This window comes from Streptomyces sp. SudanB25_2051 (assembly GCF_964272635.1).
Classification (GTDB): Bacteria; Actinomycetota; Actinomycetes; order Streptomycetales; family Streptomycetaceae; genus Streptomyces.
Window position 1 is genome coordinate 257,298 of the sequence record NZ_OZ186787.1, and the last position, 18,328, is coordinate 275,625.

Annotated in this window: 12 protein-coding genes; 8 read left to right on the forward strand and 4 right to left on the reverse strand. The window is 76.0% G+C overall.

The window, feature by feature from the left end:
• Window positions 1-12 precede the first annotated feature (12 nt).
• The 4 genes from ACSUPT_RS01180 (at window position 13) to ACSUPT_RS01195 (ending at window position 7,558) form a co-directional block, all read left to right on the forward strand.
• Window positions 13-2,244: a WD40/YVTN/BNR-like repeat-containing protein gene (locus tag ACSUPT_RS01180; protein WP_436943227.1), complete on the forward strand. Its 2,232-nt coding sequence runs from the start codon at window positions 13-15 to the stop codon at window positions 2,242-2,244.
• The gene (locus tag ACSUPT_RS01185; protein WP_436943229.1) at window positions 2,244-4,325 is read left to right on the forward strand and encodes a beta-galactosidase; all 2,082 of its coding nucleotides are present in this window, start codon (window positions 2,244-2,246) and stop codon (window positions 4,323-4,325) included. Before ACSUPT_RS01180 ends, ACSUPT_RS01185 begins: the two co-directional genes overlap by 1 nt.
• Before the next feature lie 145 nt (window positions 4,326-4,470).
• Window positions 4,471-6,735, forward strand: coding sequence for a glycosyl hydrolase family 95 catalytic domain-containing protein (locus ACSUPT_RS01190; protein ID WP_436943231.1), 2,265 nt, complete (start codon window positions 4,471-4,473; stop codon window positions 6,733-6,735).
• 64 nt (window positions 6,736-6,799) lie between these two features.
• Entirely contained in the window at window positions 6,800-7,558 is a 759-nt protein-coding gene (locus tag ACSUPT_RS01195; protein ID WP_351967990.1) for a tyrosine-protein phosphatase, read from the forward strand.
• Here the strand turns inward: ACSUPT_RS01195 and ACSUPT_RS01200 are convergent.
• Both ACSUPT_RS01200 and ACSUPT_RS01205 read right to left on the reverse strand, forming a co-directional pair.
• Entirely contained in the window at window positions 7,545-8,570 is a 1,026-nt protein-coding gene (locus ACSUPT_RS01200; protein ID WP_351967991.1) for a LacI family DNA-binding transcriptional regulator, read from the reverse strand. The genes ACSUPT_RS01195 and ACSUPT_RS01200 overlap by 14 nt on opposite strands.
• A gap of 202 nt (window positions 8,571-8,772) precedes the next feature.
• Window positions 8,773-9,834: a PucR family transcriptional regulator gene (locus ACSUPT_RS01205; protein ID WP_351967992.1), complete on the reverse strand. Its 1,062-nt coding sequence runs from the start codon at window positions 9,832-9,834 to the stop codon at window positions 8,773-8,775.
• A gap of 182 nt (window positions 9,835-10,016) precedes the next feature.
• Here ACSUPT_RS01205 and ACSUPT_RS01210 point away from each other — a divergent pair, with 182 nt between their 5' ends.
• Both ACSUPT_RS01210 and ACSUPT_RS01215 read left to right on the forward strand, forming a co-directional pair.
• A complete protein-coding gene (locus ACSUPT_RS01210; protein WP_436943233.1) occupies window positions 10,017-12,089 on the forward strand; it encodes a SpoIIE family protein phosphatase in 2,073 nt (690 codons plus the stop codon).
• Complete coding sequence (locus ACSUPT_RS01215; protein ID WP_351967999.1) at window positions 12,086-13,147, forward strand: PHP domain-containing protein; 1,062 nt, start codon at window positions 12,086-12,088, stop codon at window positions 13,145-13,147. Before ACSUPT_RS01210 ends, ACSUPT_RS01215 begins: the two co-directional genes overlap by 4 nt.
• A 361-nt stretch (window positions 13,148-13,508) precedes the next feature.
• Here ACSUPT_RS01215 and ACSUPT_RS01220 read toward each other — a convergent pair whose 3' ends face one another.
• Window positions 13,509-14,651 (reverse strand): TrmB family transcriptional regulator sugar-binding domain-containing protein, encoded by a 1,143-nt coding sequence (locus ACSUPT_RS01220; RefSeq protein WP_436943235.1) that lies wholly within the window; start codon window positions 14,649-14,651, stop codon window positions 13,509-13,511.
• Between the two features lie 189 nt (window positions 14,652-14,840).
• Here ACSUPT_RS01220 and ACSUPT_RS01225 point away from each other — a divergent pair, with 189 nt between their 5' ends.
• Together ACSUPT_RS01225 and ACSUPT_RS01230 are read left to right on the forward strand one after the other, a co-directional pair.
• Window positions 14,841-15,668 carry an MmyB family transcriptional regulator gene (locus tag ACSUPT_RS01225; RefSeq protein WP_351967995.1) on the forward strand — a complete coding sequence of 276 codons (828 nt, stop codon included), beginning with the start codon at window positions 14,841-14,843 and terminating at the stop codon, window positions 15,666-15,668.
• Between the two features lie 122 nt (window positions 15,669-15,790).
• Entirely contained in the window at window positions 15,791-16,774 is a 984-nt protein-coding gene (locus ACSUPT_RS01230; RefSeq protein ID WP_436943236.1) for a glutathione S-transferase family protein, read from the forward strand.
• Window positions 16,775-16,849: 75 nt separating this feature from the next.
• On the opposite strand, the gene ACSUPT_RS01235 is transcribed toward ACSUPT_RS01230, so the two are convergent.
• A complete protein-coding gene (locus tag ACSUPT_RS01235) occupies window positions 16,850-18,241 on the reverse strand; it encodes an NADP-dependent succinic semialdehyde dehydrogenase (RefSeq protein WP_351967997.1) in 1,392 nt (463 codons plus the stop codon).
• Window positions 18,242-18,328 lie beyond the last annotated feature (87 nt).

Below are 18,328 nucleotides of genomic sequence, written 5' to 3' on the forward strand. Positions count from 1 at the left end.
CGAGGCATCGTCATGCGCCCCTCCCCGCTGACCCGGCGGTCCGTCCTGGCCGGCGGCGCCGCCACCGCCGCCGCGTTCACGGCCCTCCCGGCCGCCGCCCGCGCCACCGCCGCCCCGCCCGCGCCCGGCGCACCCGCCCCCGGCACGGCCCCCGCGTCCGGGGCGGCGGGCAGCGCGCCGTACCGCTGGCGCACCGCCGTGATCGGCGGCACCGGCTTCATCACCGGCGTGCTGTTCCACCCGAGGGTGCGGGGCCTCGCCTACGCGCGTACGGACATCGGCGGCGCCTACCGGTGGGACGACCACGCGGCCCGCTGGACGCCGCTCACCGACCACCTGGGGTGGGACGACTGGAACCTGCTGGGCGTCGAGGCGATGGCCGTGGACCCGGCCCACCCCGACCGGGTCTACCTGGCGCTCGGCACGTACACCCAGCCGTGGTCGGGCAACGGCGCCGTGCTGCGCTCCGACGACCGGGGACGGACCTGGGCCCGCACCGACCTGGGCGTGAAGCTGGGCGCCAACGAGGACGGCCGGGGCACCGGCGAGCGGCTGCTCGTCGACCCGCGCGACCCCGCCACGCTGTGGCTGGGCACCCGCCACGACGGGCTGCTGGTCTCCCGCGACCGGGGCGCCACCTGGGCGACCGCGCCCTTCCCCGCGACGCCCTCCGCGACGGGCCAGGGCGTGACCCTGCTCGTCGCGGCGGGCCGCACGGTGTACGCGGGCTGGGGCGACGGCGGCGGCGCCCTGTACCGCACCACGGGCGGCGGCGCCTGGGAGCCCGTGCCGGGCCGGCCGGGCGGCGCGTCGGCGCGGGTCCCGGTCCGCGCCGCGTACGACGCCGGCGCCCGCGCCCTGTACGTGACGTACGCCGACGCCCCGGGACCCAACGGCCAGACGGACGGCTCGGTGCACCGCCTGGACACGGCGACCGGGGCGTGGACCGATGTGACGCCGGCCAGGCCGGGCCCCGGCGACACGTTCGGGTACGGCGGGGTGGCGACCGACCCGCGCCGCACCGGCACGGTCGTCGTCTCCACCAACAACCGCTGGGGCGCGGTGGACACGCTCTTCCACTCCGCGGACGGCGGCAGGACCTGGACGTCCCTGAAGGACACGGCCGTCCTCGACGTGTCCGAGACGCCCTACCTGAGGTGGGGCGGCGGGCAGCCCAAGTTCGGCTGGTGGATCCAGGCGCTGGCCCTCGACCCGTTCGACTCGCGGCACCTCGTGTACGGCACGGGCGCGACCCTGTACGGCACACGCGACCTGCGCCGGTGGGCGCCGGAGATCCGGGGCCTTGAGGAGTCGTCCGTACGGCAGCTCGTGTCGCCGCCGTCCGGGGAGGCGCACCTGCTCAGCGGGCTCGGCGACATCGGCGTGATGTACCACGAGCGGCTCACCGCCTCCCCCTCCAGGGGCATGGCCGCCGACCCGGTCTTCGGCACGGCCACCGGCCTGGCCCTGGCGCCGCTGCGGCCTCAGTACGTGGTGCGCGCGGGCTGGGGCGACCACGGCAACGGCGCCTGGTCGGCGGACGGCGGACGCACCTGGGCGCCCTTCGCCTCCCAGCCGGCCGTCGCCCGGGACGCGCCGGGACCGATCGCGGTCAGCGCCGACGGGCGCGTCCTGCTGTGGTCGTTCACCCACTGGGACGGCACCCGGTACGCCGCCCACCGCTCCACCGACAACGGCGCGACCTGGGCCGAGGTCCCCACCTTCCCCAAGGGCGCCGCGCCCGTCGCGGACCCGGTGGACCCGCGTCGCTTCTGGGCGTACGACACGGCCGCCGGCACCGTGTACACCAGCGCCGACGGCGGCGCCACCTTCACCGCAGCCGCCGGCGGACTCCCCTCCGGCGACCCGCAGTTCAGGATCGCGGCCGCGCCCGGGCGCAGCGGCGACCTGTGGCTGTCGGCCAAGGAGCGGGGCCTCTTCCGCTCCACCGACGGAGGCCGCGCCTTCACCCGCCTGGACGGCTGCCGCGCCTCGTACGCGCTCGGCTTCGGCAAGGCGGCGCCCGGCGGCGACGGCTATCCGGCCGTCTACCAGACCGGGACCGTCGGCACCACCACCGGCGTGTACCGCTCCGACGACACCGGCCGCACCTGGCTGCGGATCAACGACGACGCCCACCAGTGGGGCTGGACCGGAGAGGTGATCACCGGGGACCCGCGCGTCCACGGCCGGGTCTACCTCGGGACGAACGGACGCGGCATCCAGTACGGGGACCCGGTCTGATGCCCTCGCTCGGCGACGCGACGCGCGGCCGGATCCTCTTCGGCGGCGACTACAACCCGGAGCAGTGGCCCGAGGAGACCTGGGCCGAGGACATGCGGCTGATGGAGGACGCCGGGGTGACCTCGGTGACCGTCGGGGTGTTCTCCTGGGCCCGCCTCGAACCCCGCCCCGGCGTGCGGGACTTCGGCTGGCTGGACCGGCTGATGGACCTCCTCCACGCGCACGGCGTCGGCGCGGTGCTGGCCACGCCGACCGCCTCCCCGCCGCCGTGGATGGGCGCCCGGCACCCCGGGACCCTGCCGCGCGACGAGGACGGGCGGACCCTGTGGTGGGGCTCGCGCCAGCAGTTCTGCGCCAGTTCCCCGGTGTACCGGGCGTACGCGGCGGCCGTCACGGAGGACCTGGCGGCGCGGTACGCCGGCCACCCGGCGCTGACGATGTGGCACGTCAACAACGAGTACTGCACCCACTGCTGGTGCGACGAGACGGCCCGGCACTTCCGCCGCTGGCTCACCGCGCGGTACGGCACCGTGGACGCGCTCAACGAGGCGTGGGGCACGGCGTTCTGGGCGCAGCGGTACGACGGGTGGGACGAGGTGATCCCGCCGCGCCGCGCCCCGTACCTGCGCAACCCGGCGCACCTGCTGGACTTCCGCCGCTTCACGTCCGACGCGCTGCTGGAGTGCTTCAGGGCCGAGCGGGACATCGTCGCCCGGCACACCCCGCACATCCCGGTCACCACCAACTTCATGCCGTTCTGGCAGGGGCAGGACGCCTGGGCGTGGGCCGCCGAGGAGGACGTGGTCTCCGTGGACGTCTACCCGGACCCGCAGGACCCGCTGGGCGGCCAGTACAACGCGCTGATCGCCGACATGACCCGCTCCCAGGCGGGCGGCGGCCCGTGGATGGTGATGGAGCAGGCCGCCGGCGCGGTGAACTGGCGGCCCGTCAACCGGCCGAAGCCGCCCGGGCTGAACCGGCTCCTGTCGCTGCAGGCCGTGGCGCGGGGCGCCGACGCCGTCTGCTACTTCCAGTGGCGGCAGTCCCGGCAGGGCGCCGAGAAGTTCCACTCGGCGATGCTGCCGCACGCCGGGGAGCACGCCCGCGGCTTCCGGGAGGTGCGGCGGATCGGCGCCGAACTCGCCCTGCTCGGGCCCGAAGTGGCGGGCACGCGGGTGGCGGCGGACGTGGCCGTGCTGCACGACTGGCACGCCTGGTGGGGCGCCGAGCAGGAGGGGCGGCCCTCCCGGGAGGTCGCCTATCCGGAGGTGGTCAGGGCCTGGCACCGGGCGCTGTGGGAGGCCGGCCACACGACGGCGTTCGCCCACCCGGAGCACGACCTGAGCGGCTACCGGATGGTGGTGGCGCCCCAGTTGTACCTCCTCACGGACGCGGCGGTGGAGAACCTGGTGGCCTACGCGGAGGGCGGCGGAACGCTCGTGTGCGGCTTCTGGACCGGCGTCGCGGACGGGGACGACCGGGTCAGGCCGGGCGGCATGGACGGGCGGCTGCGGGCGCTGCTCGGGATCGGCACGCTGCACGAGTGGTGGCCGCTGGCACCGGGCGGGACGGTCGCGTGCGACGGCTTCACCGGCACCTTGTGGTCGGAGGAGCTGGAGGCCGGGGACGCGCGGGTCGTGGCGGCGTACCGGGACGGCGACCTGGCGGGGCTGCCCGCGGTGCTGCGGCGCGGCCGCGCCTGGTACGTGTCGACGCTGCCCGACCCGGAGGGCCTGAGGGCGCTGCTGGGCCGGGCCGCCGCCGAGGCGGGCGCGCGGCCGGTGCTGGACGGGCTCCCGGCCGGGGTGGAGGCGGTGCGGCGCGGTGGGCTGCTGTTCGTGCTGAACCACGGGCGGGAGCCGGTGGAGGTGGCGGTGCCGGGGGCGTACCGGGATGTGCTCGCCCAGGCGCCCGTGGTCGACGGGGTCCTGGCGCTGGAGCGGTACGAGGTGGCGGTGCTGCGGGAGGCGGGGGCGGGGCGTGACGGGGCGGAAGGCGACGGGCGACACGGTGACCGGCCGGGGCGTGACGGGCGGTCGCCGCGGGACGGGAGGGCGGACGTGGCGGGTGCGGAACGGTGACGTGGGCGCGGGCTCGACCGGGTGGAACGGTGACAGGGCCGGACGTGACGGGGGCCGGGGCGTGACGGGGGCCGGGGCGTCGGGGGCCGCCGAGTCCGGGGCGGGAGCTTCGGGCCCGGCGGGTTCGGGGGCCGGGGGCGGGCCGGTGCACGGGACGTGGGAGGCGTCGCACGCCGGGCGGTGGGAGGACGCGTTCCTCGGCGGCAACGGCCGCCACGGTGCCCTGGTGTTCGGCGACCCGCGCGACGAGCGGGTGATCGTCACGCATCACGCGCTGGTCACCCCCGTGCCGCCCGCCCATACCCGGCCGCCGCGCCTCGCGGGGCGGCTCAGGGAGCTCCAGGACAGGCTGCTGGCCGGGGACACCACGGCGGCGGAGTCCTTCACCGACGGGCGGCCGCTGCGCTGGGTGGGCGCGTTCCACCCCGGCTTCGCGGTGCGCGTGCGCCGGGACGGCGGGCCGGTGCGCGGGTACCGGCGGGAGGTGGACTTCGCGACCGGGGTGGTGCGGGCGGTGTGGGCCGGCGGCGAGAGGCGGGTCTTCGTCTCGCGCGCCGACGACGTGATCGTCCAGTGGGAGTCCCTTCCGGGCGGGCCGAGCAGGGGCCCCGGCGGCGCGGGGGCGCCCGGCGCGCGGGGCACGGGCGGGGGCGCGGCCGCGTCCGGCGTGTACGTCGCCCTGGACGCCCGGCTGCCCGGCGCGCCGTCCGGCCTGGCCGTGGCCCACGGCGCCGTACCCGCTCCCGACGGGACGCTGCTGACCCTGCGGGCCCGCTACCCGGGCGGCGACGAGGCGTTCACCGGCGTGACCCTCGTCGTCGCGCCGGGCGCCGCCGCGGAACGGGAGGGCGGCGGGGTGCGCCTGCGGGGCGCCGCCTCGGACGTGCTGCTGCTGACGCGGGTGCGCCGGCACACCGGTGAGGGGGACGTCCACGCGGAGGCGGCCGCGCTGCGCGCCCTGCTGGACGGGGCGGGATCACCGGCGGGGGTGTACCGGCGGCTGCTGGCCCGGCACGAGGAGGCGCACCGGGGCGCGTACGAGCGGGTGGCCCTGGACCTCGGCGGGGACCCGGCCGAGCGGGCGCTGCCGGGGAGCGCGCTGTTGGAGCGGCGCGGCGGGGCGGCGCTGCTGGAGCGGCTCTTCGCGGCCGGGCGGTACCACCTGCTGTCGGCGAGCGGGATGCTGCCGCCCCGGCTGGTGGGGCTGTGGACCGGCGACTGGGACACGGCCTGGTCCGGGGCGTTCACCACCAACGCCAACCTGAACCTGCAGACCGCCTCGGCGGCGGCCGCCGCGCTGCCGGAGGTGGTACGGGCGCACGCGGCCCTGGTGTACGGGCAGTTGCCGCACTGGCGGGACAACGCGCGGGCGGTCTTCGGGGCGCGCGGCGTCGTCGCGCCGTCCCACACGGACGGGGTGTCGGGGCACTCGTACCACTTCGAGCGCGCCTATCCGCTGCACCTGTGGACCGCCGGCGCGGACTGGTTGCTGCTGCCGCTGCTGGAGCATGCCGAGACGGCCGGGCGGGCCGATCCCCGGCTGGTGTCGGCGCTCGCCGAAGTCGCCCTGTTCTACGAGGACTTCCTGACCCGGACCGGTCCCGGCGGGCGGGTCGCGGTCGTCCCCTCGTACTCGCCGGAGAACCGGCCCGCCAACGCGAGCTGGATCACCGTCGACGCGACGATGGACATCGCGGCCGCCCGGCACGCGCTCACCGCCGCCGCCGCGCACCTGCCGGCGGACGCGGAGCGGCTGAGGGCGCTGGCGGCGCGGCTGCCGGAGTACCGGGTCAACGACGACGGGGCGCTGGCCGAGTGGGCGTGGCCGGGGCTAGCGGAGACGTACGACCACCGGCATCTGAGCCATCTGTACCCGGTGTGGCCGCTCGGCGAGATCAACCCGTACGACACCCCGGAGCTCGCGCGGGCCGCGCACCGGGCGCTGCGGCTGCGGGGCGCGGAGAACGACTCGGCGCACGGCCACCTGCACCAGGGGCTGGTCGCGGCGCGGCTGCGGGACGGGGAGCGGGCGGCGGGCGCCCTGCGGCGGGTGCTGGAGGGCGACTTCTTCCACGCGTCGCTGATGAGCTCGCACTATCCGGGGCGCGACGTGTACAACGCGGACGCGGCGCACACCCTGCCGGGGCTGCTGATCGAGCTGCTGGTGCAGTCCTCACCGGACCGGCTGGTGCTGCTGCCCGCGCTCCCCGCGGGGTGGCCGCGGGGGGCGCTGCGGGGCGTGCGGACCCGGTTCGGTGCGCGGGTGGACCTCCGGTGGGGGGACGGGCGCTGCACGGCCTCGGTGCGCCCGTCGAGGGCCGCGCTGGTCGAGCTGCGCACCCCGGCGGGCGCGGACACGCTGCGGCTGGCCGCGGGCCGGGACGTGACGCTGACGCTGCCCGTGCGGTGACGGGGCCGGGCATCGCGCGGGAAATCGCCTGTGGCGGGCCGTGGCCGGGTGCCATGATCGCCGCATGGACAGACATCTGCCGTTCCAACGGCTGCACAACTTCCGGGACTTGGGTGGCTACGCGGCCGGTGACGGGCTCACCGTGCGGTGGGGGCGGTTGTACCGCTCGGACTCCCTGGGCAAGCTCCGCGACGGCGACTGGGAGCGGTTCCTGGCGCTCGGGGTGCGGACGGTCGTGGACCTGCGCTACCCGTGGGAGATCGAGTGGCGGGGCCGGATACCGGAGCACCCGTCGTTCGCGTACCACAATCTGAGCATCGAGCACCGCCCGTACGACCAGGCGGGCCTGGGCCCGGAGGTGGCGGTGGAGCCGTACCTGGCGGAGCGGTACCTGGAGGTCGCGGAGGACGGCGTGGTGGAGCTGCGCCGGGCGCTGGAGGTGATCGCCGCCGACGGCAGTGCCCCGCTCGTCTTCCACTGCGCGTCGGGCAAGGACCGCACGGGGCTGCTGGCGGCGCTGGTGCTGGCGCTGCTCGGGGTGGACGAGGACACCATCGTGGCGGACTTCGAGCTGACCGAGCTGGCGAGGGACCGGCTCGTCGCGGAGTGGCTGGCGAGCGACCCGGGCCGGGAACTCGCCTGGCCGCCGCACTTCGGGCGGGCGCCCGGTGAGGCCATGCGGCTGTTCCTGGACGGTGTCGCGGGCCGGTACGGTTCGCTGACGGGCTACGCGGCGGAGCGGCTGGGCGCGGACGGCGCGCTGCTGGACGCCCTGCGGCGCAACCTGCTGGAGCCCGCGCCGACGGCGGTCAGCGGGGCGTGACGGGCGGCGCGGGCCGCGGGCCGGTGCTCTCGCGGACGGTGAGCCGCGGCTCCAGCAGGACCACGCCGTCCGCGGCGCGCCCCTCCAGCTTCGCGACCACCCGCTCGACGGCGTGGCGGCCCATGCTCTGCGCGGGCACGGCGACGGAGGTGAGCGGTACGGAGGCGTGCGCGGCGACCTGGTCGGGGCAGATGGCCATCACGGACACGTCCTCCGGGACGGCGCGGCCGCGCTGGCGCAGCAGGGCGAGCAGCGGGTCGGTGGCGGCCTCGTTCTGGACGACGAACGCGGTGGTGCCGGGCCGTTCGTCGTCGATGCGGTCCAGGGTGGCGGCGACCGCCGCGTAGCTGCCCTCGCAGGGCCGGTGCAGCAGCCGGACGCCGAGCTCGGCGCTGCGCGCCCGCAGGCCGCCCAGGGTGCGCTCGGCGAAACCGGTGTGGCGTTCGTAGACGGCGGCGGCCTCGCCGATGACCGCGATGTCGCGGTGGCCGAGTCCGGCGAGGTGGTCGGCGCACAGGGCGCCGGCGGCCGCGAAGTCCAGGTCGACGCAGCTGAGTCCGGCCGGGTCGGCGGGCAGGCCGATGAGGACGCCCGGGCGGGTGGCCTCGCGCAGCAGGGGCAGCCGGTCGTCGTCCAGCTCCACGTCCATGAGGATCATGGCGTCGGCGAGGGCGCTGCCCTCGATGCGGCGGACGGCGGCGGGGCCCTCCTCGCCGGTGAGGAGGAGCACGTCGTAGCCGTGGGCGCGGGCGGTGGTGGCGACCGCGAGGGCGATCTCCATCATGACCGGGACGTACATGTCGGTGCGCAGCGGCATCATCAGCGCGATGATGTTGGACCGGCTGGAGGCGAGGGCGCGGGCGCCGGCGTTGGGGTGGTAGCCGAGCTGGGCGATGCTGCGCTCGACGCGGGCGCGGGTGGAGGCGGAGATGGACCTCTTGCCGCTCAGGACGTAGCTCACGGTGCTGGCGGAGACTCCGGCATGTTGAGCGACATCGGCGAGGGTGACCATTCGGCTCTCCCGGACGGGGTGGACGACGCGGGACGAAGTGAAGCGCTTCGACTCGTTGACCTCCGAGATTAGAGCGGCCTCTGCCGACTGTCCAGGGAGTGGGCACGCCCTGCCGTCGAAGCGCTTCGACTCATCGGCGGGCCGCTCGCTCCCGCCCCTTCCCGACGCCACTCCCGGACCGGCTCGGCGGTCCCCCGCGCGGTCACAGCTCGCGGCCGGGCCAGTCGAGCAGGCGGGCCCCGATCACGGCGGTCTGCAGGGTGTAGCGGTGCATCGGCTCGGCGGGGTCCGCTCCGGTCAGCCGGTGGACGCGCTCCAGCCGGTACGTCAGCGCCCGCACGCTCAGGCTGAGCCGCCGCGCGGCCTCGGCGGCGTTGCACCCGGAGTCGAAGTACGCGGTCAGCGTGTCCAGCAGCGGACGGGCGCCGCCGCGCGCCTGCTCCAGCGGCCCGAGCGTACTGCGCACCAGGTCCGCCATGGCCTGCCGGTCACGGGTCAGGACGGGGAAGACCAGCAGGTCGGCGGCGCGCAGCACCGGGTCGTCGAGGTTCATCCGCTCGGCGAGGTCCAGCGCGTTCAGGGCCTCCTCGTACGAGTGGACGACGCCGCCCGGCCCCTGGTGCGGGCGGCCTATGGCGACCCGGCCGCCGTCGGTCGCGGCGTGCGCCTGCTTGGCGAAGTACGTCAGCACGTCGTCCTGGTCGCCGGGCGCCACGCACACGAGGCGGCCGTCCTTGGTGGTGAACAGGATGCGCCGGTCCCCGAACCGGCCCAGCAGCGCCTGCTCGACCTGCCGGGACACCGGCTCGGTCTCGTCGTACGCGGTGGGGGCGTCGGCCACGGCGACGGCGTGGGCGCGGGCCAGGCGCAGCCCGAACCGCTCGGCGCGCTCGGCGAGGCGGCCCAGGTCGCTGCGGCCGTAGAGCAGGTCGTCGATGAACTCCCGCCGCGCGGCCTCCTCGCGGCGCACCGCGAGGCGCTGGGCGCCCTCGTACCCGGCGGCGAAGGCGTCCACGGCCTGCTGGACGGCGGCGAGCACCGAGGCGGTGGCGTGGTCGCCGGGCCAGTCGGCGCGGGTGGCCGCGAGGTGCGCGACGACCAGGGCGCGCAGGCCGTGGCCGTCCTTGGCGGCGCGTTCGCCGAGCGCGCGGCGGGCCTGCAGCTCGTCGCGGGTGAGCCGCCTGCCGGTGGCCGCGACCTCCCGGAGGAGGTCCGCGTACCCCTCCAGGTACTCGTCGGAGATCTCCCGCTCCCGCCCCGCCACCGCTGTCCCTCTTCCCCGTACGGTCCCGTTCCGTCGCCGCGTCCGCCCGCCGGAGCCGCGCCGGCGACGGTGCTGCCCGGGTAAGGGTGCCAGACCCGTGGCGTGTGTCCGCCACCCGGTCGGGCGGGCGGACGGCGCCGACACCTTGGCGTTCGCCGCCGGCGGGCTCGACAATGAGGGGGATGACGGACAACCGGGCGCTCGGCGCGGAGCGGGAGCACGGCGGCGAGATCGAGCCGACCGAGCGGCTCGCCATGAACCGGACGGGCAGCTTCGACTGGGACCTCGACTCCGGCACGATCGACGTCGACCCGGCCGGGCTGCTGGTCTTCGGGCAGGACCCCGACACGTTCGACGCGCGGCCGGCGACCCTGGTCGGCCACCTCGACCAGGCGGAGCGGGAGCGGCTGGAAGGCGTGGTGAAGGACGCGCTGAGCAGCGGCCGGTCCTCGTACGCCGCGCACTTCCGGCTGGACCGGGACGACGGCTCCGAGCAGTGGACGCATGTGCAGGCGCGCATCCTGCGCGACCGGGACGGCCGGGCGCACCGGATCGTCGGGATCGTGCGCGACGCGACGTCGGAGGTGACGCACTCGGAGTTCGTCCAGGAGCTGGAGCGGCGCAGGCGGCGCCAGACCGACATGGTGGAGCGGTCGACGCGGGCGCTGTCGCGGGCGGTGACCGTGGACGACGTGACGGCGGCGCTGACCGGCCCCGGCGGCCTGGCGCGGCTCGGCGCGGACGGGCTGGCGCTGGGCCTGGTGGAGAGCGGCTCGCTGAACATCATCGCCCTGAGCGGCGAGTCCCTGGACGTGCTGGACGGGCTGCGGGTGCGGCGCCTGGAGAGCGGTCTGCCGCTGCACGAGGTGGTGCTGAGCGGGCGGCCCCTGTTCACCAGCGCGTTCCAGGACCAGATCCGGGCGTATCCGCTGCTGGCGCCGCTGGCGGGCCGGCTGCCGTTCCGCGCGGCCGCGTACCTGCCGCTGGTCGCGCAGGCGCGGACGCTGGGCGGCATGGTGCTGTTCTACCGGCAGCACACCCCGTTCAGCGCGGACGAGCGGAACCTGGCGCTGGGCCTGGCCGCGATCGTCGCCCAGTCACTCCAGCGGGCCATCCTCTTCGACGAGGAACGGGAGCTGGCCACCGGCCTCCAGGCGACGATGCTGCCGCGCCGCATCCCGCAGATCGAGGGCGGCGAGATCGCCGTGCGCTACCACTCGGCGTGGAGCGGCCGGCAGGTCGGCGGCGACTGGTACGACGTGATCCCGCTGCCCAAGGGCCGCGTCGGCATCGTCGTCGGCGACGTGCAGGGCCACGACACCCACGCCGCGGCCATCATGGGGCAGCTGCGCATCGCCCTGCGCGCGTACGCGGGCGAGGGCCACGCCCCGTCGACGGTGCTGGCCCGGGCCTCGCGGTTTCTCGCCGAGCTGGACACCGAGCGGTTCGCCACGTGCACCTACGCCCAGGTGGACCTGGACACCGGTACGGCGCGGGCGGTGCGGGCGGGGCACCTCGGGCCGCTGATCCGCCACACCGACGGGCGGGTGGGGCTGCCGAAGCTCCAGGGCGGGCTCCCGCTGGGCATCGCGTCGGTCTTCGGGGACGAGGAGTACCCGGAGACCCGCCTCGACCTGGTGCCCGGCGAGACGCTGGTGATGTGCACCGACGGCCTGGTGGAGGAGCCGGGCACCGACATCGGGCAGGGCGTGGAGGCACTGGCGGAGGCCATCTCGGCTGGCCCGCCGGGCGCCGAGGCGCTCGCCGACCATCTGTCGGAGCGGTTCTGGGAGCGCTGGGGCGCCGGGGACGACGTGGCGCTGCTCGTGCTGCGGCGCAGCCCCGACCCGGGCACCTCCCGCGCGCCGCGCATCCACCAGTACATCCACCAGGCGGACCCCGAGGGGCTGTCGGAGGCGCGGGCGGTGGTGCGCAGGGCGCTGCGCGACTGGGGGATGCGCGAGTACGCGGACGACGCCGAGCTGCTCACCGGGGAACTGCTGGGCAATGTGCTGCTGCACACCGAGGGCGGGGCCGTGCTGACGCTGGAGGTGCTGCCGGAGCCGGTGCGGCGGGTGCGGCTCGCGGTGCAGGACCGCTCCAGCGCCTGGCCCCGGCGCCGTACACCGGGCGAGGCCGCCACGTCCGGCCGGGGACTGCTGCTGCTGGACGCGCTGGCGGCGCGGTGGGGGGTGGAGCCGCGCGGCGAGGGCAAGGCCGTGTGGTGCGAGATCGGCCCGGCGGCGCGGACATGAGCGGGGGCGGCGGCGGGCGGCGCGGTGAGGGGGCCGCGGGCGATCCGGTGGCGGCGCTGGAGCGGATCGCGTTCCTGCTGGAGCGCGCGCTCGCGCCGTCGTACCGGGTGAAGGCGTTCCGCACGGCCGCCGCGGCGCTGGCCGGGCTCGGCCCGGAGGAGGTCGCGGCGCGGGCCCGGGCGGGCACGCTGGAGCGGCTGCGGGGCGTCGGCCCGAAGACGGCGCAGGTGGCGCGGGAGGCGCTGGCCGGGGAGGTACCGGCGTATCTGCGCAAGCTGGAGGACGAGGCGGGGCAGCCCGCGACGGGCGCCGGAGCCGCGCTGCGGGCCCTGCTGCGCGGCGACTGCCATCTGCACTCGGACTGGTCGGACGGCGGCAGCCCGATCGAGGAGATGGGCCGGACCGCCGCGGAGCTGGGCCACGAGTGGGCGGTGCTGACGGACCACTCGCCGCGTCTGACGGTGGCGCGCGGGCTGTCGGCGGAGCGGCTGCGCGAGCAGCTGGACGTGGTGGCGGAGCTGAACGAGCGGTGGGCGCCGTTCCGGCTGCTGACGGGCATCGAGTGCGACATCCTCCTCGACGGCTCGCTGGACCAGGAGCCCGAGCTGCTGGACCGCCTGGACGTCGTGGTGGCCTCCGTCCACTCCAAGCTGCGCATGGAGGGCCCGGCGATGACCCGCCGGATGGTCAAGGCGGTGACGAACCCGCTGGTGGACGTGTTGGGGCACTGCACCGGGCGGCTGGTGTCGGGCAAGCGGCCGGAGTCGCAGTTCGACGCGGACGAGGTCTTCGCGGCGTGCGCCCGGTCCGGTACGGCGGTGGAGATCAACAGCCGTCCCGAGCGGCTGGACCCGCCCCGCAGGCTGCTGCGGAAGGCGGTGGCCGCCGGGGTGTACTTCGCGATCGACACGGACGCCCACGCGCCGGGCCAGCTGGACTGGCAGATCCTGGGCTGTGCGCGGGCCGAGGAGTGCGGCGTCCCGCCGGAACGCGTGGTCAACACCTGGTCGGCCGACGAGCTGCTGACCTGGACGCGGACGCGTGAGGGGCCGGGGTGAGAGGCCCGGCGCGGCGGACGGCGGGCCGGCACGCCGGCACGCCGGTGGGGTGGCACGTCGGCCGGGAGGGTGGCGGGAGGTGCCGTATCACGGGGGACGTACCGAGGGATCGGCTTTGCGTCCGGAAGGCCCTGGCAGTGACCTTGCGGTATCCGCGCGATGCCCGGCAGGACACGCTGCCCGTGCCCTGCGCTGCCCGGTTCTGGCATGAGGCGCGGATAACGTCCCCCGTAACAGCGGCTTCGCGGAGTAACGGCGCTCCTCGAAGGGCCGGTTGACCTCCCGACCTCCTTCAGGATGCAACAGTCGTGCGGCGTTTTTCCCCTGATGCTTTTTCAGTGGAAAACCTCAAGGCGGGTCCTCAGTCGCGGATCCCCTCACGGGTGGTGCCCTCGGCGCCGGAGGGGCCGGGGATGTCGGCGGGTCCTGTGGGGTCGTCGGGGCCGGGGATGTCGGCGGGCCCGGTGGGTCCGGGCGGTGCGGCGGGTCCGGGGCCGTCCGTGCGGCCGGGGGTGCGGGCCCGTTCCGGGGAGAGCGCCCACTGGTAGGCGAGCGCGGCGAGGGTGGGGGCGCCCCAGCGGGCGCGGAGCCTGCCGAGCTCCTTGGTGAGGGTGCGTAGACCGATTCCGAGGCGGCGGGCGGTGATCCGCTGGTCGACCCCGGCCGCCGTGTCGATGAGGATCTCCCGCTGACGCTCCGTCAACTGCCCCTCTCCCTCGGCGGGAGCGGCTCGGCGCGGGTCTCCGTACCAGACGTCGGCGCGGCGCCACGCCTCCTCGAACCCCTCGGCGACGAACGCGACGAACGCCCGGTCCCGCACGTGCCACGCCGTCTGGTCGGGGTCGCCGCCCACGACGTGGTCGGAGATGAACGCCTGGCGCCGGTCCACGACGACGCACCGCTGGAACGGCGCGACGAGCGTACGGAACCGGGTGCCGCGGGCGGACATCGCGGTCGCCCACGCGCGAGCCGCCGCGTCGTCGCGCGCCCCGTCGCCGAAGAGGGTGCGCAGCCCCACCCCGCGGGCCAGGGCGCGGGAGTCCCGGTCGGTGATCTCGCCCAGCAGCTCGTGGCACACCGGGCCCCACGGCAGGGCGGTGAGGACCTCGCTCTCGGCCCGGTCGACGGCCTCGGCGATCCGGGCGGTCACCTGGTCGCTCCCGGCGAGGAACTCGCTGCCGGAGCCGGAGCGCCACTTGGCGCGTTCGAAGTGGAGGCCCAGTTCGTCGCTGACGTCCGGGATGGCGGCCATCCCCGCCGCGCGGGCGGCCAGTTCGCGCAGTTCCTCGTCCAGCCGGCGGCGGCCGGCCTCCTGCGGGTCGAGGGCGATGGGCCGGTCCGGCCGGTCGGGGTCGACGTTGACGAGCCGCCACGCCACGAGTTCGCCGAGCGGGCCGGTGTCCTCGGGTCCGACGGGTTCGCCCCGGGTGATGCGGGCGTACAGGGCCCGCGCCGCGCGCGACAGGGGGTCAGCCGGCCGCATCGCGCCGTCCCTTCCGGTCATCTCCCGCCCCTGTCCGCGTCTGCGTGTGTACGCCGTGCGCAGGTACGCACCCCGCGGGCACTTGATCGCCGCCGCACGGTGCGCCAGCGTACCGGTGCGGCTGCTCTCTGCCCGCGCCACCGTTACACCGCGACGGCCACCTGCGGGCCGACCACCCGCGGCAGGCCGTCCCCCTGGGGAGGGACCGTCATGGACAAGGTCGCCCTGCGCTACCTGCTGAGGGAGCGCCGTGCCCTGATCTCGCCGGAGAGCCACGGGCTGTCGCGCCCGACCCGCCAGGGCAGGCGCGCGCCGGGCCTGTCGCAGGCGCAGATCGACCAGCTGCTGCACCGGGCCCCCGACACGTACGGCCGTCTGGAGTCGGGCCGCTACCCGAACCCGCCCGTGGACCTGCTGGAGGACGTGGCGCGGCTGCTGGGCATGAGCGAGCAGGAGTGGGTGGCGCTGTGGCGGTACGCGCTCGGCCAGGACCCGCCGCACCCGCTGCACGCGGGCACCGGGGAGACCGTGCCGGGGACCTGGCGGCTGGCGCTGGACGGGATCTCCCACATGGCGTACGTCAGCGACCGCTCGTGGAACATGCTCGCGTACAACGAGCCGTTCGCCGCGCTCTTCCCCGGCCGCCGGGTGCCGTCGAACGTGATGCGGTGGATGGCCGTGGACCCGGAGGCCAGGTCGGTGCTGCGGCACTGGGAAACGGCGTGGGCACCGCTGGTGCTGCCGCAGCTGCGGGCGGCCCTCGCCGCGGACCCGGAGGACCCGACGCTGTGCGGCATCGAGAAGGAGGTCCTCGACGACCCGGTCGCGGCCCGCGTGTACGAGTCGGCGGGCGCCTACGTCCACCCCGACGGGGGCGACCGGCCGGTGCGGCACGCGGAGCACGGGCCCGGCTGGATCACCGTGTGCGCGGCGCAGCCGATGGCGGCGCCCCGCGCGCGGCTGCTGATCATGCCGTTCCACCCGGGCGAACGCCGCCCGACGGGCCCGCGCCCGGCACCGCTGGGCGCCCTCGCGTAGCGGCTCCGGGCGGCGGACGGCGGGCCGTGGGTGCCGCCGGGCGGGCGGCAGGCGGCGGGCGTCGGGCGGCGGGCGTCGGGCGTCGGGGCATCGGCCGGGGCCGGGCGGGTACTCGGCGCCGCATGACTGACGACGGACGTTTCGAACGTGCGCCCAGCCGGTTCACGGACCGGATCACCGAGGACGGGCGGGACGGCTGGCCGGTGGAGGCCGGGCGGTACCGGCTGGTGGTGAGCCGGGCCTGTCCGTGGGCGAGCCGCTCCCTGGTGGTGCGGCGGCTGCTCGGCCTGGAGGACGCCCTGTCGCTGGGCGTGGTGGACCCGGTGCAGGACGAACGGAGCTGGCGCTTCACGCTCGACCCCGACGGCCGCGACCCGGTGCTGGGCATCCGGTTCCTTTCGGAGGCGTACGAGGCGCGGGAGCCCGGGCAGCCGGACGGCGTGAGCGTCCCCGCGGTCGTGGACGTGCCGACGGGCCGGCTGGTCACCAACGACTACCAGCGCATCACCCTGGACCTGGAGACCGAGTGGACCCGCCTGCACCGGCCGGGAGCGCCCGACCTGTACCCGGAGCGGCTGCGCGACGAGATCGACGAGCGGATGGACGGCATCTACCGGGACGTCAACAACGGGGTGTACGAGGCCGGGTTCGCCACGACGCAGGAGGCGTACGAGGAGGCGTACGGAAGGCTGTTCGCCCGGCTGGACCAGGTGTCGGAGCATCTGGCCGGGCAGCGCTACCTGGTGGGCGACACCATCACCGAGGCGGATGCGCGGCTGTTCACCACACTGGTGCGGTTCGACGCCGTCTACCACGGCCACTTCAAGTGCAACCGGAACAAGCTGACCGAGGACCGGGTGCTGTGGGCGTACGCGCGCGACCTGTTCCAGACGCCCGGCTTCGGCGACACCGTCGACTTCCACCACATAAAGCGCCACTACTACGTGGTGCATGCGCACATCAACCCGACGCGGATCGTGCCGCGCGGCCCGGACCTGCGGGGCTGGCGCACGCCGCACCACCGCGAGCAGCTGGGCGGGCGCCCGTTCGGCGACGGTACGCCGCCCCCGCCGCCGCGGGAGGACGAGATCGTCGTACCCCTGTGAGGATCGTCGCAGCCCTGTGAGGCCGGTCCCCGGATCCCCTCCCCGGCGGCGCGCCGGGGAGGGCGGGGAGGGGCGTCAGGCGGACCGCCAGACCGTGGTGGCGTTGCAGAACTCCTTGATGCCGTGCCCCGACAGCTCCCGCCCGTACCCGGACCGCTTCACGCCGCCGAAGGGCAGGGCGGGGTGCGAGGCGGTCATCCCGTTGACGTACACGCCGCCCGCCTCCAGGTCCCGTACGCAGCGCTCCACCTCGGACTCGTCGCGCGTCCAGACGTTGGAGCTCAGGCCGAAGGGCGAGTCGTTCGCGATGTCGAGCGCCTCGTCCAGGCCGCCCGCGCGGTAGACGGCGGCGACGGGGCCGAACGCCTCCTCGCGGTGGATGCGCATGGCCGGCGTGACCCCGGTCAGCACGGTCGGCTCGTAGTACCAGCCCCGGTCCAGACCCTCCGGGCGGCGGCCGCCGCAGCGGACCCCGGCGCCCCGCTCCACGGCGTCGTCGACCAGCTCCTCCAGGTCCGCGCGGCCCTGTTCGGAGGCGAGCGGACCGACGTCGGTGGACTCGTCCATCGGGTCGCCGACGCGCAGCGCGGCCATCCTGGCGGTGAACCGCTCCAGGAAGTCGTCGTACACGTCGGTGTGGACGATGAACCGCTTGGCGGCGATGCAGGACTGGCCGTTGTTCTGGGTGCGGGCGGTCACGGCGGTCGCCGCCGCGGCGTCGACGTCGGCGGAGGGCAGGACGAGGTACGGGTCGCTGCCGCCCAGTTCGAGGACGGTCTTCTTCACCTCGTCGCCCGCCACCGCCGCGACGGAGCGGCCGGCGCCCTCGCTGCCGGTGAGGGTGGCGGCGGCCACGCGCGGGTCGCGCAGGACCGCCTCGACGGCGTCCGAGCCGGTCAGCAGGGTCTGGAAGACGCCGTCCGGGTAGCCGGCGCGGCGGAACAGCTCCTCCAGGTAGAGGGCGGTCTGCGGGACGTTCGACGCGTGCTTGAGCAGACCGGTGTTCCCCGCCATCAGGGCGGGCGCGGCGAACCGCACGACCTGCCACAGCGGGAAGTTCCACGGCATGACCGCGAGCACGGGGCCGAGCGGCCGGTAGTGGACGCGTGCGCTCGCCGCACCGGAGTCCTGTACGTCGGCGTCGGCGGGCCGCTCGTCGGCGAGGAGTTCCTCGGCGTTGGCCGCGTACCAGCGCATGGCCTTCACGCATTTGGCCGCCTCCGCGCGGGCGGCGGTCAGCGGCTTGCCCATCTCCGTGGTGACGGTGCGGGCGATCTCCGGGATGTCCCGCTCCAGCAGGTCGGCGGCGCGCCGCAGCAGGTCGGCCCGTTCACCGAAGACGGTGGTGCGGTAGCGGCGGAACGCCGCGTGGGCGGCGGCGATCCGCTGGTCGATCTCGTCGGGGCCGAGGGGCCGGAACGTCTTGAGCGTCTCGCCGGTCGCGGGGTTCACCGTCGCGATGGGCATGGGCGGGTCCTCCTCGTGGAAGCGGGCGCGGCCGCGCGGCCCCGGTCGCCCGTACGGGCTGGTCCCGGCGGTGCGCGGGCCTGGTTG